Source organism: Actinomadura coerulea, assembly GCF_014208105.1.
Taxonomy (GTDB): Bacteria; Actinomycetota; Actinomycetes; order Streptosporangiales; family Streptosporangiaceae; genus Spirillospora; species Spirillospora coerulea.
This window is the reverse complement of the sequence record NZ_JACHMQ010000001.1, coordinates 4,315,462-4,329,322: the sequence shown is the minus strand read 5'-3', so window position 1 is coordinate 4,329,322 and position 13,861 is coordinate 4,315,462. Positions and strand designations below refer to the sequence as shown.

The 13,861-nt window shown below is 72.2% G+C and carries 12 protein-coding genes; 3 read left to right on the top strand and 9 right to left on the bottom strand.

What is annotated here, in order from left to right:
• Window positions 1-23 precede the first annotated feature (23 nt).
• On the bottom strand, window positions 24-2,903 hold the full coding sequence (locus BKA00_RS19775) for a transglycosylase domain-containing protein (RefSeq protein ID WP_221493218.1): 2,880 nt from the start codon (window positions 2,901-2,903) through the stop codon (window positions 24-26).
• A gap of 216 nt (window positions 2,904-3,119) precedes the next feature.
• The gene (locus BKA00_RS19770; protein ID WP_185027083.1) at window positions 3,120-4,268 is read right to left on the bottom strand and encodes an FKBP-type peptidyl-prolyl cis-trans isomerase; all 1,149 of its coding nucleotides are present in this window, start codon (window positions 4,266-4,268) and stop codon (window positions 3,120-3,122) included.
• A gap of 221 nt (window positions 4,269-4,489) precedes the next feature.
• Here BKA00_RS19770 and BKA00_RS19765 point away from each other — a divergent pair, with 221 nt between their 5' ends.
• Both BKA00_RS19765 and BKA00_RS19760 read left to right on the top strand, forming a co-directional pair.
• Window positions 4,490-5,323: an exodeoxyribonuclease III gene (locus tag BKA00_RS19765; protein ID WP_185027081.1), complete on the top strand. Its 834-nt coding sequence runs from the start codon at window positions 4,490-4,492 to the stop codon at window positions 5,321-5,323.
• Between the two features lie 101 nt (window positions 5,324-5,424).
• A complete protein-coding gene (locus BKA00_RS19760) occupies window positions 5,425-5,661 on the top strand; it encodes a hypothetical protein (protein ID WP_185027079.1) in 237 nt (78 codons plus the stop codon).
• Between the two features lie 111 nt (window positions 5,662-5,772).
• Here BKA00_RS19760 and BKA00_RS19755 read toward each other — a convergent pair whose 3' ends face one another.
• The 7 genes from BKA00_RS19755 to BKA00_RS19725 form a co-directional block, all read right to left on the bottom strand.
• The gene (locus tag BKA00_RS19755; protein WP_185027077.1) at window positions 5,773-6,354 is read right to left on the bottom strand and encodes a class I SAM-dependent methyltransferase; all 582 of its coding nucleotides are present in this window, start codon (window positions 6,352-6,354) and stop codon (window positions 5,773-5,775) included.
• Between the two features lie 10 nt (window positions 6,355-6,364).
• A complete protein-coding gene (locus tag BKA00_RS19750) occupies window positions 6,365-7,126 on the bottom strand; it encodes a class I SAM-dependent methyltransferase (RefSeq protein WP_185027075.1) in 762 nt (253 codons plus the stop codon).
• 28 nt (window positions 7,127-7,154) lie between these two features.
• Complete coding sequence (locus BKA00_RS19745) at window positions 7,155-8,153, bottom strand: hypothetical protein (RefSeq protein ID WP_185027073.1); 999 nt, start codon at window positions 8,151-8,153, stop codon at window positions 7,155-7,157.
• Window positions 8,154-8,313: 160 nt separating this feature from the next.
• Window positions 8,314-9,138 carry an SAM-dependent methyltransferase gene (locus BKA00_RS19740; protein ID WP_420829690.1) on the bottom strand — a complete coding sequence of 275 codons (825 nt, stop codon included), beginning with the start codon at window positions 9,136-9,138 and terminating at the stop codon, window positions 8,314-8,316.
• The gene (locus BKA00_RS19735) at window positions 9,135-9,620 is read right to left on the bottom strand and encodes an ATP-binding protein (RefSeq protein ID WP_185027069.1); all 486 of its coding nucleotides are present in this window, start codon (window positions 9,618-9,620) and stop codon (window positions 9,135-9,137) included. The genes BKA00_RS19740 and BKA00_RS19735 overlap by 4 nt, the downstream gene beginning before the upstream one ends.
• Window positions 9,621-10,030: 410 nt before the next feature.
• Window positions 10,031-11,068 carry a restriction endonuclease subunit S gene (locus tag BKA00_RS19730; RefSeq protein ID WP_185027068.1) on the bottom strand — a complete coding sequence of 346 codons (1,038 nt, stop codon included), beginning with the start codon at window positions 11,066-11,068 and terminating at the stop codon, window positions 10,031-10,033.
• Window positions 11,069-11,082: 14 nt separating this feature from the next.
• Window positions 11,083-12,522, bottom strand: coding sequence for a type I restriction-modification system subunit M (locus tag BKA00_RS19725; protein WP_185027067.1), 1,440 nt, complete (start codon window positions 12,520-12,522; stop codon window positions 11,083-11,085).
• Between the two features lie 62 nt (window positions 12,523-12,584).
• On the opposite strand from BKA00_RS19725, the gene BKA00_RS19720 reads away from it, so the two are divergent.
• A complete protein-coding gene (locus BKA00_RS19720; RefSeq protein ID WP_221493217.1) occupies window positions 12,585-13,832 on the top strand; it encodes a glycosyltransferase in 1,248 nt (415 codons plus the stop codon).
• The last annotated feature ends 29 nt before the right edge of the window (window positions 13,833-13,861 follow it).

The window sequence follows — 13,861 nt, the reverse complement described above, 5'->3', positions numbered from 1 at the left end:
GGGGGCCGCCCGCCGGTTCCGGGCTATCCGCCGGTTCCGCCCAGCGGTCCGCCGCCGGTTCCGCCTCCGGGTTCGCCGCCGGTTCCGCCGTCGCCTCCGTCGCCCCCGTCGTTGCCTCCGCCGGGCTCCTGCGGCGGGATGATGGTCGGCAGGTCGGTGGGGGGCGCCGGGATGTCGGGCTGCTTCGTGGACGGCGGCGGCTCGACGGGCCCGCGCGTGTCCGGCGGCGGCTGCGGGCCGCTCGGGGGAGCGTCCTGCGTCGGGCCGCCCCAGCCGCTGCCGGGCGTCATCGACGGCTCCCCGAAGGAGTCGGGGTCGTAGCCCTTGATGTTCACCGCGTCCGACATGTACGAGCGCCAGATCTGGGCGGGCAGCTGCCCGCCGTACGCGCCGTACCCGGGGATGTTCAGCGGCTTGCCGTCGCTGCGGAACATCGCGACCGTCGTCGCCATCTGCGGGATGAACCCGTTGAACCAGATCGCGCGGCCCTCGTCGGTGGTGCCCGTCTTGCCGGCGACGTCGCGGCCGTCGGGCAGCTGAGCGCCGGTGCCGGTGCCGCCCTGCACGACCTTCTGCATGGCGTACGTGGCGTCACGGGCGACCTGCTGGCTGAAGGCCCGCTCGCCCTTCTCGGTGAAAACGCGCTTGTGGTTCTCGTTGTCGGTGACCGACTTCACCACGAACGGCGTCCGGTGCACGCCCTCGGAGGCGAACGTCGAGTACACGCTGGCCTGCTCGACCGGGTGCAGCGACACGATGCCGAGCGGGAACGTGGCGGCGTCCCGCTGCTCGGGCTTCATCCGCGCCGCGGGGATCCCCATCTTCTCGGCCATCGCGGCGATCTTCTTGTTGCCGATGTCCTGGCCGAGGTTGACGTAGGCCGTGTTGATCGAGTGCTCGGTGGCGGTGACGAGGTTGACCGTCCCGAAATTCTCGTTGCTGTCGTTGTGGATGGACGAGCCGTGGAAGTACTGCGGGGAGCTGCCGTCGTAGCTGGTGGACAGCGTCTTGCCGTCGTCCAGCGCGGCCGCCAGCGCGATCGGCTTGAACCCCGAACCGGCCTGCGCCCAGTCGCCGAAGGCGCTGCTCAGCGCCTCCTCCAGGTAGCCGCGGCCGCCGTAGAAGGCGACCACCTGCCCGGTCTTCGGGTCGACCGACACCGCGCCGGTGCGGATCTTCTTGCTCATCCCGTTCGGTGCGTTGTTCGCGACGGCCTGCCGCATCGCGTCCATCAGCCGCTTGTCGAACGTCGTGGTGATCTTCAGCCCGCTGCGGTTGATCTCGTCCTCGCTGTAGCCGCGGCGCTCGGTGAGCTCCTTCTTGGCCACGTTCACCATGTAGCCGCGCTGGCCCTTGAGGACGTCGGTGATCTTCTCCTTGCCGGGGGCCGGGAAGGTCAGCGAGGCCGCCTCGGACGAGGTGAGCGCCCCGTCCCGGACCATGTTGCCGACGATCGCGCGCCAGCGCTGCTCGGAGTAGGCGCGGCGGGGGCCGGTCGGGTCGGCGAAGTTGCTCGGCTGCTGGATCGCGGCGGCGAGGTACGCGCCCTCCGCGGGCGTCAGCTTCGAGACGTCCTTGTTGTAGTAGGCGTGCGCGGCGGCCTGCACGCCGTAGGCGTCGCGGCCGAAGTAGATGGTGTTGAGGTACTGCTCGAGGATCCAGTCCTTGTCCTTCTCCCGGCCCACCTTCAGGGAGACCATGACCTCCTTGAGCTTGCGGGTGACCGAGCGGTCCTTGCCGATGCCGCCGTAGTAGTTGCGGACCATCTGCTGGGTGATCGTCGAGCCGCCCTGCAGCTGCTTGCCGGTGGCGGTGGACCACAGCGCCCGCGCCGTGCCCTGGACCGACACCCCCGGGTCGTCGTAGAAGCTGCGGTTCTCCGCGGCGATCACCGCGGCCCGGGTGCTCTCGGGGATCTTGTCGAGCTTGACCGCGTCCCGGTTCATCCCGGTCTTGGCGATCTGCGTCTTGCCGTCGGAGTAGTAGAACGTCGGCCCCTGCGCGATCGCCTGCTCCTGCGCCGACGGCACCGGCGTGAACAGGTAGGCGACGCCGAACGCGACGACGCAGAACCCGATGAAGCCGAGGATCAGGAACAGCGTGCGGCGCAGGAACCGCGACCTGCGGCTGCGCGGCTTCTTGCCCGGCCCCTTGCCCCCGCCCCCGCCGCGCCCGGGTCCGGACCCGGGCGGCGGGCCCCCGGCATGGGAGCCTGGCTGGGTCGAGTCGCGTTTGGCGGCGGCCATGCTCTTGGTATCTCCGGTGACGGCCCCATCGACACCATCGACCGCGGTGGCATCGTCAGTCGCAGCGACCCCGTCAGTCGCAGCGATCCCGGCGGGCGCATCAGTCACAGCGGGCTCATCGGTCACAGCGGCCTCGCGGGCCGCGGCCGTCTCGCCGGACGTGCTGCCGGTGCCGGGCGTGATCACCGCGTCGGCCGCCGCGGCCTCGCCGGTCTCAACGTCCTGGCCGGCCCCGGTGGCGCCGTCCGACGGGGTCACCTCGTCGGACGCGGTCACCTCGTCGGGCTCGGCCCCGATGGTCGCGTCGGTCTCGGCGGGGACGGTCGGTGCCTCGACGGCGGGTTCGGCGGCGCCGGAGGTGTCAGGGGCGGAATCAGCGGAGGCGGGGGCGATATCGGCGGGGGCCGATTCGGGTCCCTCACCGGCGGCGGCGGCGGCCTCTTCGCGCTCCTTATCGCCGTTTCGAGATATGTCGCCCTCGCCGGTGAATTCGGCGTCACCGGCGGTTTCTCCGGCGGCGGCTTCGGTGTCCGCGGTCAGCGTGGCGGGCGCGGGACCGTCCGCGCCGGCCGGTGTCCCGGCCTCGCTTTCGTGCCGGTCCGCATGGCCCGTCCCGGAGCGCTCCTCGCGCTCCGAGATCTTCTCGCTGTCGCTCACAAGCCCCCCGTGTTTAATGCGTTACAGACGATACCTGAGGGAATCCGTGCGCCGACCGCCCAATGCGCATCCGCGCTTCCCAAAGGAGGACGGGCAATCCGCCTCCCCGGTTGTCGTGACGGATGTCGCAGCGGGCGGCCTTTCGTGAAAAGCCGAGCGGCGGGGACCCCGACCGGGTGCCCCGCCGCTCCCGCGCACGGCCGCGCCTCGGTCAGGTCACTTGTAGACCTTCGCGAGGATGTCCACCACGAAGACCAGGGTGTCGTCCCCCTTGATCTTGGGCGGGCTGCCCTTCTTGCCGTAGCCCTCGTCCGGCGGCAGGACGAGCAGCACGCGGCTGCCGACCTTCGCGCCGGTGAGCCCCTTGTCGAAGCCGGGGATGGTCTGCCCCAGGCCGATCGGGAACGTCGCGGGCTGCTTGTTGTCCCAGCTGGAGTCGAACTTGTCGCCGGACTTCCAGATCTTGCCGGTGTAGTTGACGACCGCCTCGTCGCCCTTGGCCAGCGCGGGCCCGTTGCCCGCGACGAGGGTCTTGGCCTCGAACTTCTTGGGCGCGTCCTTGTCCGGGACCGTGACCTTGGGCTCCTTGCCGGCGCCCTTGTCCTCGACCTTGGGAAGCGACTTGTCGTCCAGCTTCTGCGCGGTGCCCTGCGGCTGCTGGCTCTTCGGGACGACCGCCTGGACGTCCATGATGAACAGGATCGCGTCCTTGTCGGTGATCTGCTGCGGGCTCAGCTGGGTGAGCTCCTTGGACGGCGGGAGCTGCATGACGAGCCGGCTGCCGGCGGACTTGCCGACGAGGCTCTTGTCGATGTCCTTGAGCCCGCTCTTGCCGATGACGAGGTGCATCGGGCCGCCGCCGCCCTGCTGCTGGCCCTCCTCGTAGGAGGAGCGGACCTTCTCGCTGGTGCTCTTCACCCGCGAGTTCTCCTCGTCCTTGTCCTTCGACCACTTGTAGGTCGCGAACTGGACGTAGACGGTGTCGCCCTCGGCGGCGACGGGGCCGCCGCCCTTGATCGGCGTGCTCACCTTGAGCGTCCTGGTCGGCTCCAGCTTCTTCGGGATCTCGACCTTGGGCTCGGCGGCGAACTTGCCGGTCACCTCGATCTTCGGCCCGGGCCGGCTGACCCACCAGAACACCCCGCCCGTGATCGCGAGCGCGGCGACCACGATCCCGGCGATCATCATCAGCCGGCGCTTCTTCGCCTCCTTGGCGGTCAGCGCCGAGGGCCGGTTCAGCCCGCTGCCGCGGCCGGCGCTGATGCCGTGCGGGGTGAACTCGGGGCTGCGGATGCTCTGGGCGTTCGGGATCTTCGCCTTCGCCTTGACCGCCGGCTTGCCCCGGGGCTTGTCATCCTCGGACATGTTTCCTCACTTGCTCCGGGTTCGACGACACCACAACCGTGACCACCCTTCCAGGGCCGGGCTAAGCACAGCGTGAAAACCGGGTAAAGGAGGCCGACCCGCAATCTACCGGTCACACAAGGAGCGGTGTCGTCTGGCAGGGGACAGGGGAAGGCGTCAGGATATCCCCGCCTGACGAGTGACACACGCCTCCACGCCGCCGTGGATGGCAGGCTGGGGGGATGCGCCTCGCGACGTGGAACGTCAATTCCGTCAAGGCACGCCTCCCGCGCCTTCTCGCCTGGCTGGACGAGACGAAGCCGGACGTGGTCTGCCTCCAGGAGACCAAGTGCCGCGCCGATCTCTTCCCCGCCGCGGAGGTCGAGGAACTCGGGTACGCCACGGCCGCGCACGGCGACGGGCGGTGGAACGGCGTGGCCGTTCTTTCGAGGGTCGGAATCGAGGACGTCGCGCTCGGCTTCCCGGGGGAGCCCGCCTACGCGGGCGAGGCGGGGGCCGAAGGCGAGGACGCGCAGATGGAGCTGACCGAGCCCGTCCTGCTGGCGCCCGAGGCCCGCGCTATCGGCGCCACCTGCGGCGGCGTCCGGATCTGGTCGCTGTACGCGCCGAACGGCCGGACTCCGGAATCGGCCCATTACACCTACAAGCTCGCTTGGTTCGCGGCCCTCCGCGATGCTCTCGCGGAGGAACTGGCCGCGGGGTCGCCACTGGTCGCCTGCGGCGACTACAACGTCGCCCCAACCGACGAGGACGTCTGGGATCCGGCCGTCTTCGCCGGCTCAACGCACGTCACACCCCCCGAGCGGCAGGCGCTCGCCGACCTCAAGGCCCTCGGCCTCCACGACGTCGTCCCGACGCCCATGAAGGGCCCTCACCCCTACACGTACTGGGATTACCGGGCGGGCGCGTTTCACAAGAACATGGGCATGCGCATCGACCTGTTCTACGCGAGCGAGGACGTCGCCGGACGCGTCGCCTCCGCCTACGTCGACCGCGAGGCCCGCAAGGGCAAGGGCCCGTCCGACCACGCCCCGATCGTCGTGGACATTGACTGACCCGCCCCGCGCCTTGCGTATGGCGCCGGGGGCGCACGGTCTAGATCAAGTCCTGTCGGTAGCCGGCAGGACGCGATTGCGAGATCGAAGGGAAGCGAACCATGAGCAAGAAGAACAGGGTCAACACCCCGCACACCAACAGCGGCAACGACCCGGACGGGCGCACGTTCAGCGTCGTTCCGCACAGCCCGAGCAGCGGGTCCAGTACCTCGGGACGAGGGAGCGGCAAGTCGTCCAAGAGCGACACGTCCAGCACCCTGCACCCCCTGGTGCAGGAGCAGATCGACAAGACGCAGGCGCAGATCGACGCGGCCGCCAACGTCATCCGCAATGGCTGACGTCTGACGGACCGCCGTCACTGCGCCAGGTGATCTAGTGTTCCGGCGGGTGGGCGCGGCTGCGTGCCGCGTCCGCTCGCCGGAGCATTTTTTCTGCGCCCAGGTGGGGCGTCAGTCGCCGCGGCGGGCGAGGAAGCGGCGTTTGCCGCCGTCGTCGTACTGGTCGAGGACGGTGAAGCCGTCCGGCAGGAGCGAGGCGGGCTCACCGGGCCTGAGGCACCACTGCGCGGGCAGCCGCGGCCGGTCGCGGCGGGCGGCCTCGGTGAAGGCCTCCCAGGCCAGCAGGCCGCCGGGCAGGACGGCCCCGGTCGCGCGCTCGAAGACGGCGCGGTCCCAGAACCCCGTGCACAGGACGAGCGCGTACCTGTCCGGGCCCGGCCGCCAGGCGCCCAGGTCGGCCTGGACGAGGGTGACCAGCGGGCCGAGGCCGCGCCGCCGGGCCTCCGCGCCGAGCCGCGCGAGGGCGATCTCGGAGATGTCGACGGCCGTCACGCGGCGTCCCGTCCAGGCGGCCAGCAGGGCGCTGCCGGACGGCCCGGACGCCAGGTCGAGCACCCCGCCGTCCGGCATGCCGAGCGACAGCGCCCGCTCCGCGAGCGGGTGGGCCCGCGACGGTCCGGACGAGTCCGCGTACTTCTCGTTCCACCGGAGCCTGTCCGGATGTTCGGCTAACCCCGCCGGCACGTCCTCCATGGGGACGACTCTAACGGCGCTCCGCGATCAGGAGCATGAACATGGCGGTGGGGAAGCCCTTGCGCCACCACGGGTCGTCCCGCAGCTGCTCCTCCGTCGGGTGCGGTTCGCGCAGGTCCGCGATGACGAATCCGGCGTCTCGGAGCGTTCCAGCGTAGTACTCCAGCGGCCGGAGCCAGCTTGTGATCATCGAAGGGGATTCCAGGCCGTCCACCATGAACCGCTGGTCGATGCCGCGGGGGGTGAAGTACTGGGCCGCCGGGACGCTGCTCGCCGCGCCCTGCTCGGCGTTCTCCACGTAGAAGCAGGGGTGCAGGGTCAGCAGGATCAGCCGCCCGCCGCTGCGCAGGACGCGCGAGAACTCGCCGATGGCGCGGGACGGGTCCTGGAGGTGGCTGAACAGGTGGTTGCACAGGACGAGGTCGAACCGGTCGTCCTCCAGCGGCAGGTCCTCGACGCTGGCGCGGGTGAACGTGGCCCTGCCCTCCCGCGCCGGGTGCGACGAGGCCGCGTCGATCAGGCCCTGCGCCGCGTCCACACCCGTGACCTCGGCGCCCATGGCGGCGAGCCTGCGCGCCAGGTAGCCCTCGCCGCATCCGGCGTCCAGGACGCGCTGGCCGGAGCAGTCGCCGACGGCGTCCAGGACGGCGGCGTCGGTCAGCTCGGTCCGGTACCGGTCGCGGCGCTCCCTAATGATCTTTACCCAGTACTGCGCGTTCGCCTCCCATCGCGCCCGCGTCAGTTTCGCGATGGCTTGCGCCGTGTCCTCCACCGGCTCCCCATTCTCCAAAAAGCCTGGTTCAGGCGAGGCCCTTGAGCCGCCGCACCAGCGTGTTGCAGGTCTGTCTGATCCTTCTGTCCCGGCAGTCGGCCCCGCGCAGTTCCAGCGCCTGGACCAACTCGGGGAGCCTCCCGCCGAACGCCGGGTCGCGCTTGAGCGCCAGCGGGATGTACGTCGACGCCAGGTAGTACAGGTAGGCGTCGTTGTAGACCGCGATCTCGCGGAGCACCTCGGCGGCCGTGTTGCGCAGCGACAGGGAGCTCGGCAGGGTGAAGTCGCTGCTGATGCGGCCGTCGCGCGTGTAGGTGGGGAACGACCACTCCTCCAGCGCCGCGTAGACGGGCGTCGCGTCGAGCTCCTGGCGGTAGCGCTCGGCCAGGTCGAAGTCGTTCGAGCTGATCAGCGAGCCCATCACCACGCCGCGCATCATGAAGGCGGTCTGCCGTCCGGGCACCTCGAAGCCGAGGTCGGCCTCCAGCGCCCCGGTCACCTTGCTCACCTGGTGCGTGAGGATGTTGAGCGCGAGGATCGAGTGGAACGAGTAGGTCTTGCGGTTCAGCCGCGGGGCCAGGTCGATGGACGAGTCGAAGAGCTTCCGGGGGTCCGCCAGGAGGCCCTGGCCGGCGTCGGTGGAGTAGAGCGCCTCCAGCGCCGTGTCCTGCTCGCGCCCCCAGAAGCGGGCGATGAACGAGGACGTCTTCTGCGTCGCCTGGCCGCGCATGATGTGCAGCCCGGCCTCCAGCGCGTTGAGCAGGTGCTGCTGCGCGACGGCCGAGTTCTGCAGGGCGTCCAGGTTGACGGTGAGCCCTTCGCGGTGCAGGTCGGCGACGAGCCCGTCGCGCCTCTTCCGGACGGCGTGCGCCATCGAGTACTCGGCGATTCCCGGCACGGACGACATGAGGCTCTGCAGCGACCGCCCGCTGACCCGGTCGAGCCATTCCGTGTTGTCCCACAACCGGAAGACCGTGCTCTCGTCGAGGCCGGAGAAGGCCGCCACGTCGGACATGTTGAGTCCCATGTCCTTGGTGATGTCGGAGAGAGACCGAGGCTCGCCGTCCGCTGTCATCACTCGCCCTAGATGTGGCAGTTGCTGGCGCTTCGATCGTAGCGAAGCGCCGCGCGCACGGGGCAGGTGATCAGCGGAAGTCCTGGGCAGTACCGCGGGGGTCATTCCGCCGTCACCCCTGGACGCGCCCGACGCAGCCGATGAGCGGCAGCGGGCGCGGGTCGGGCAGGGGGGCGGGCCCCGGCAGCCGGGCCGGGTAGGGGCCGAGCGGCCGCAGGCTCGCGCAGATGCGGGCGATCTCGTCCGCGCTCCGCGGCCGGAACGGGGTGTCGACGCCCTCGCACGGCCCGGAGACGGGGTCCAGCTCCGGCGACCGCTCGGCGTGGCTGATCACCACGTGGCTGCCGGGGGCGAGGCCCGCCGCGAGCGCGGCGACGATCCCGGCCGGGTCGTCCTCGTCGGCGAGGAAGTCCAGGACGCCGAGCAGGAACACCGCGACGGGCTCGGAGAAGTCGACCAGCCGCCGCAGGCCGGGGTCGGCGAGCAGCGCGGCCGGGTCGCGGACGTCCCCGGCGAAGGCGCCCATGCCGGCGTCGACGGCGAGCAGCGCACGGGCGTGCGTGAGCACCATGGGGTCGTTGTCGACGTAGGCGACGCGGCAGGCCGGGTCGGCCCGCCGGACGAGGTCGCCGAGGTTCTCGGCGGCGGGCAGCCCGCAGCCGACGTCGACGAACTGCCGCACGCCGACTTCCCCGGCGAGCAGCGCGGCGGCGTGGTCCAGGAAGCCCCTGTTCGCCTGGACGAGCCGCGGCACCACCGGGCAGCTGCGCAGCGCACGCTCGGCGGACTCGCGGTCCGCGGCGTAGTTGTCCTTGCCGCCGAGGAGGTAGTTGCACATGCGGGCGACGCTGGCCGGCGCCGTGCCGAGCGCGGTCCCGCCCCCGGGAGGGGACGGTTCGGCCCGGCCTGCCCGGCTCAGCGCCGCCCCGGCGGTCACGGCAGCCGCCACCCGTCCCGGACGCCGACGCCGAACCAGAAGGTGGAACTGCCGCCCCTGCCGCGGCAGGTGCCGTAGTCGGTGGCGAGGGCCTTCATCAGGGCGAGCCCGCGCCCGCCGGCCGGCAGCGCCTCGTCCACCGTCCGGGGCTGCCCCTGGACGGCGCCGCCGTCGGTGATCTCGACCCGCACGTACCGGTCGACGTGCAGCACGGACACCGTGATCGTCCCGTCCCGGCGCGGCCGCGCGTGCAGGACGGAGTTGGTCATGGCCTCGCTGGTCAGCAGCTCCAGGTCGCCGAGCTCGGACCGGTCGGCGCCGAAGTGCTGCCCGACCAGCTCGCGGACGTAGGAGCGGGCGAGCCGGACGGCGGGCGGCGTGGCGGCGAGGTCGATCTCGCCGATGAGGCGCCCGGACGACTTCCCGTTGTGGTTCCAGGCGGACGGGATCCCGACTTCCAGCGAGGGAGCGGGTGCGGGCACCAGAACGGGCGCCCCGGACCATGTGTCTGATGCGTTCATGGCGTTGTCGGCTTCACGTCTCCGTGTCGGGCTGTAAGCGAACATGTGCTTCTCGGCCAGGTCGATGTCGGACGTGGAAGTGAAACAACACACACTCTTACGCAGCGCCCTCGGGCCAGTCACCAACGCTTGCGCGCATGCAAGGGCCTTGCCGCACCCTGCGGGACGTCACACGCCGTCCAAGATCCGCCACGAGGCGGCGCCTTACCGGATCCGCGGGCGGCGCGCGAACCGGCGGGGCGTCGGCCGCGGGGCCTGCGGCCCGGCACGGAGACCAGCGGCGCGAGGATGAGGTCGAGGCGTCCCGCGGCGATGGCGGCTGGAAGGTGGCGGATCTCCTCGGCGGTGGCGTGCCCGCCCTCGATGAGCAGTCAGGGGATCATTTCCGGCAGGAGGGTGTCGCGGAGCCCCGCGAGGGCCGCGCTCTCCGCCGTGGCCGCCTCCACCCGCCGGGCCAGCGCGCCGGCGAAACCGCCGAACGCGCGGGCGGCGCCGTCGCCGGGCCAGGGGACGGCGAAGGCGGCGATGTCCTGCCACGTGACGCGCGGCATCCTCGTGCCGTCGCCGACGGCGCGGGCGTGCGCCACGACCTCGTCGCTCGCCAGGGCCGCGAGGAGCCAGCCCCGGCGGGCGGCGTCCTTCGGGCGGACGACGAGGATGTCGGTCGAGGCGACGCCGTCCACGAAGGCGAGACCCGCCTTGTGGAAGGCGGGGCGGAGCTTGCCGAACAGGACGTCGCCGGCCGCGAAGCGCCGTTTCGCGCTGCTGACGCCGGACGCGTCTTCCCAGGTCGAGAGCCACATGTGCCGCTTCGGCATGTGCTCCAGCGCGATGTAGTTCTCGTCCCGCCCGATCCGCTCCGGCGGGACGTTGCGGCGCACGAGCTCCCCGAGGTCGCCGATCGGCACGGCGGACGGGGCCGCGGCCGCCGCCTCGTCGTAGCGGGCGCGCACCAGCGCGTCCGCGCAGGCCGCGATGCGCCCGTTCACCTCGATCTTGTCGTCGAGCGCGCCCAGGACGGCCGCCGCCGCGTCCTGCTCCGCCCGGCTCGGGCGCCGGACGGTGAGGCCGTTCAGGACGGCGTGGGTGAGGAGCGGCTGCCCGGAGCCCATGCGGTACCTGTTCAGGCCGAGCCGCTTGAGCAGGTAGTGGACGTAACGCGGGTTCACGCCGTCCTTGGCCGTGGCGATGATGGCGTTGTCGGTGACCCAGCAGCGGCCGGGGCTGTAGTGGACGGTCCCGCAGTAGCTCCCGACGCGGCCCACGATGGTGGAACCCGGCCCGGCGTTGGATTCGCCGGACGTCCCGATCACCCCGTTGGCGCCGAACGTCGGGTAGCGGGTGCCCGCGACGGGCCGCGACCGGCCGCTCGAGAACGTGACGAGGTCGCCCAGCGCCACGTCAGCCATCGTGACGCCCCGGCTCAGCCACCGGACCGGCCCAGCACGTCCCGGACGACCTCGTCGAGCCGCGCCGACTCCTCCAGGTGCGTGAGGAGCTCCTTGGTGAGCCGCTCCACCCGGTCGGCGGCGGGCTCGTCGCCGGGGTCGGCCTCGGCGGCGCCGACGTAGCGTCCGGGTGTGAGGACGTGGCCGTGCGACCTGATCTCGTCCTGTCCCGCCGCGTGGGAGAAGCCGGGGACGTCGGAATGGCCGCCGTCGCGCCATGCCCGGTACGCGCCGGCGATCCGGGCGGTGTCGCCGGCGGTGAGGACGCGCTCGGTGCGGTCGACCATCGTCCCCATGCCGCGGGCGTCGACGAAGAGCACCTCGCCCGGGACGCTCTTGCGCCGGTCGAGGAACCAGAGGCAGGCGGGGATCGGCGTGGTGCGGAAGAGCCGGTCCGGCAGCGCGACGACGCACGAGACGAGATCGGCCTCCACCAGCGCCGCGCGGATCTCGGCCTCGCCCGACTGCCGGGACGACATCGACCCGTTCGCCATCACGACGCCCGCGCGGCCGCTCGGGCCGAGCTTGGCCACGATGTGCTGGATCCAGGCGAAGTTGGCGTTCCCCGCGGGCGGGACGCCGTACCGCCAGCGCGCGTCGCCGGGATCCCGGTACCAGTCCGACATGTTGAACGGCGGGTTGGCGAGCACGTGGTCGGCGGCGAGGTCGGGATGCGCGTCCTCGTAGAAGGCGTCGGCACGGCGGACGTCGCCCGCGATCCCGTGCACCGCCAGGTTCATCCTGGCCAGCCGCCACGTCCGCTCGTTCGCCTCCTGCCCGTACACCGCGATGTCGTCCGGCCGCCCCCGGTGGCTCAGGACGAACCTCTCCGCCTGCACGAACATGCCGCCGGAGCCGCAGCACGGGTCGTACACCCGCCCCCGGAACGGCTCCAGGACCTCCACCAGCAGCCCGACCACGCCCGCGGGGGTGTAGAACTCGCCGCCGCGCTTGCCCTCGGCGCGCGCGAACTTCTCCAGGAAGTACTCGTAGACCTCGCCGAGCACGTCCCGCGCGGGCCGCGCCCCGGGCTCCGCGCCGAACCGCACCCGGCCGATCAGCTCGACCAGCTCGCCGAGACGCCGCTGGTCGACCCGGGTGAAGATCTGCGGGAGGGCGCCGTCCAGCGAGGGGTCGGCGCGCATCACGGCGCCCATCGCCGCGTCGACCCGCTCACCGATCCCCCCGGTGGTGGGGGACAGGTCCGCCCACCGCGCCCCGTCCGGCAGCCGGAAGCCCCCCTCGCCGGACGAGTCGGACACGTACTTCAGGAACACGAGTCCCAGAACGAAGTCCCTGTACTGCGCCGCGTCGACGGATCCGCGCAGCTTGTCGGCGGCCTTCCAGAGGACATCGCCTTTCCAGCGGACATCGCCTTTCTTGAAGGCATCGCCTTCCTTGAGGACATCGTCCATCCGCGTGACTTTAGCGCCCGGCCCGCCACGCCCGCGGGACGCCGCCGGTGGACGGAGAGCCGGTGCGGTGCGAGGCTGCGGACGTGATGGTCGTGGGCGTCCTGGCGGCGGCGGCGCTGGCCGGGTGGCTGTACCTGGCGTTCGCGCACGGCGGCTTCTGGCGGACGGGGCCGGGCCTGCCCGGCGCGCCGGAACCGGACGAGTGGCCCGAGGTCGCGGCCGTCGTCCCGGCCCGCGACGAGGCCGCCGTCCTCCCGGAGACGCTTCCGACGCTGCTCGCCCAGCGGTATCCGGGCGCCTTCCGCGTGATCCTGGTCGACGACGGGAGCGGCGACGGCACCGCCGAGACGGCCGCCGCCCTCGGGGGCGGCGACCCGGCCCTGACGATCGTGCCCGGGAGGGAGCGGCCGGAGGGGTGGGCGGGCAAGGTCTGGGCGATGGCGGAGGGCGTCCGGGCCGCGGGCGAACCCGACTTCCTGCTCTTCACCGACGCCGACATCGCCTACGCCCCCGGCACCGTGGAGGCGCTCGTGCGCGCCGCGGTGGCCGGACGCCGCGACCTGCTGTCGCAGATGGCGACGCTCAGCACCCGCACGGGCTGGGAACGGGTCGTCGTCCCCGCCTTCGTCTACTTCTTCGCCCAGCTCTACCCGTTCCGCCGCGTCGGCCGCGACGGCGCCCGCACGGCCGCCGCCGCGGGCGGGTGCATGCTCGTCCGCCGCACCGTCCTCGCGGAAGCGGGCGGCCTCGCCCGGATCCGGGGCGCGCTGATCGACGACGTGGCGCTGGGACGGCTGCTCAAGCGCGCGGGCGGGCGCTGCCGCCTCGATCTCGGCCGCGGCGTCGTCAGCCGCCGCCCCTACCCCCGCCTCGCCGACCTCTGGGCGATGATCACGCGCAGCGCCTACCACCAGCTGCGCTACTCGCCCGTCCTGCTCGCCGCGACCGTCGCGGGCCTGCTGCTCCTCTACGCGGTCCCGCCCGCCGCGACGATCGCGGGCCTGATCGCGGGCCCGGCGGGCGAGGGCGGGCCCGCCCTCGCGGCGGGCGCGCTCGCCTGGGCGCTCATGGCGGCCACCTACGTGCCGATGCTGCGCTTCTACGGCCTGTCGCCGCTGCGCGCCCCCGGTCTGCCGCTCGTGGCGCTGCTGTACGCGGCGATGACGGTCGACTCCGCCCGCAGGCACCGCGCCGGCCGGGGCGGCGCCTGGAAGGGGCGGACCGTCTCGGAGCGGACCGTGCCGGGGCGGACTTTGTCAGGGCGGCACAAATCCGGGGCCGCCGATGCGTCCCGCACCTCATTGGAGTAAGTGTCCAATTACGTTACTGTCGGGTGGCC

What these genes read in the sequence shown, in the direction of transcription:
- BKA00_RS19770 (WP_185027083.1), bottom strand. Translation starts at nt 4,268, where the DNA reads ATGTCCGAGGATGACAAGCCCCGGGGCAAGCCGGCGGTCAAGGCGAAG.
- BKA00_RS19765 (WP_185027081.1), top strand. Translation starts at nt 4,490, where the DNA reads ATGCGCCTCGCGACGTGGAACGTCAATTCCGTCAAGGCACGCCTCCCG.
- BKA00_RS19760 (WP_185027079.1), top strand. Translation starts at nt 5,425, where the DNA reads ATGAGCAAGAAGAACAGGGTCAACACCCCGCACACCAACAGCGGCAAC.
- BKA00_RS19755 (WP_185027077.1), bottom strand. Translation starts at nt 6,354, where the DNA reads ATGGAGGACGTGCCGGCGGGGTTAGCCGAACATCCGGACAGGCTCCGG.
- BKA00_RS19745 (WP_185027073.1), bottom strand. Translation starts at nt 8,153, where the DNA reads ATGGGACTCAACATGTCCGACGTGGCGGCCTTCTCCGGCCTCGACGAG.
- BKA00_RS19730 (WP_185027068.1), bottom strand. Translation starts at nt 11,068, where the DNA reads ATGGCTGACGTGGCGCTGGGCGACCTCGTCACGTTCTCGAGCGGCCGG.
- BKA00_RS19725 (WP_185027067.1), bottom strand. Translation starts at nt 12,522, where the DNA reads ATGGACGATGTCCTCAAGGAAGGCGATGCCTTCAAGAAAGGCGATGTC.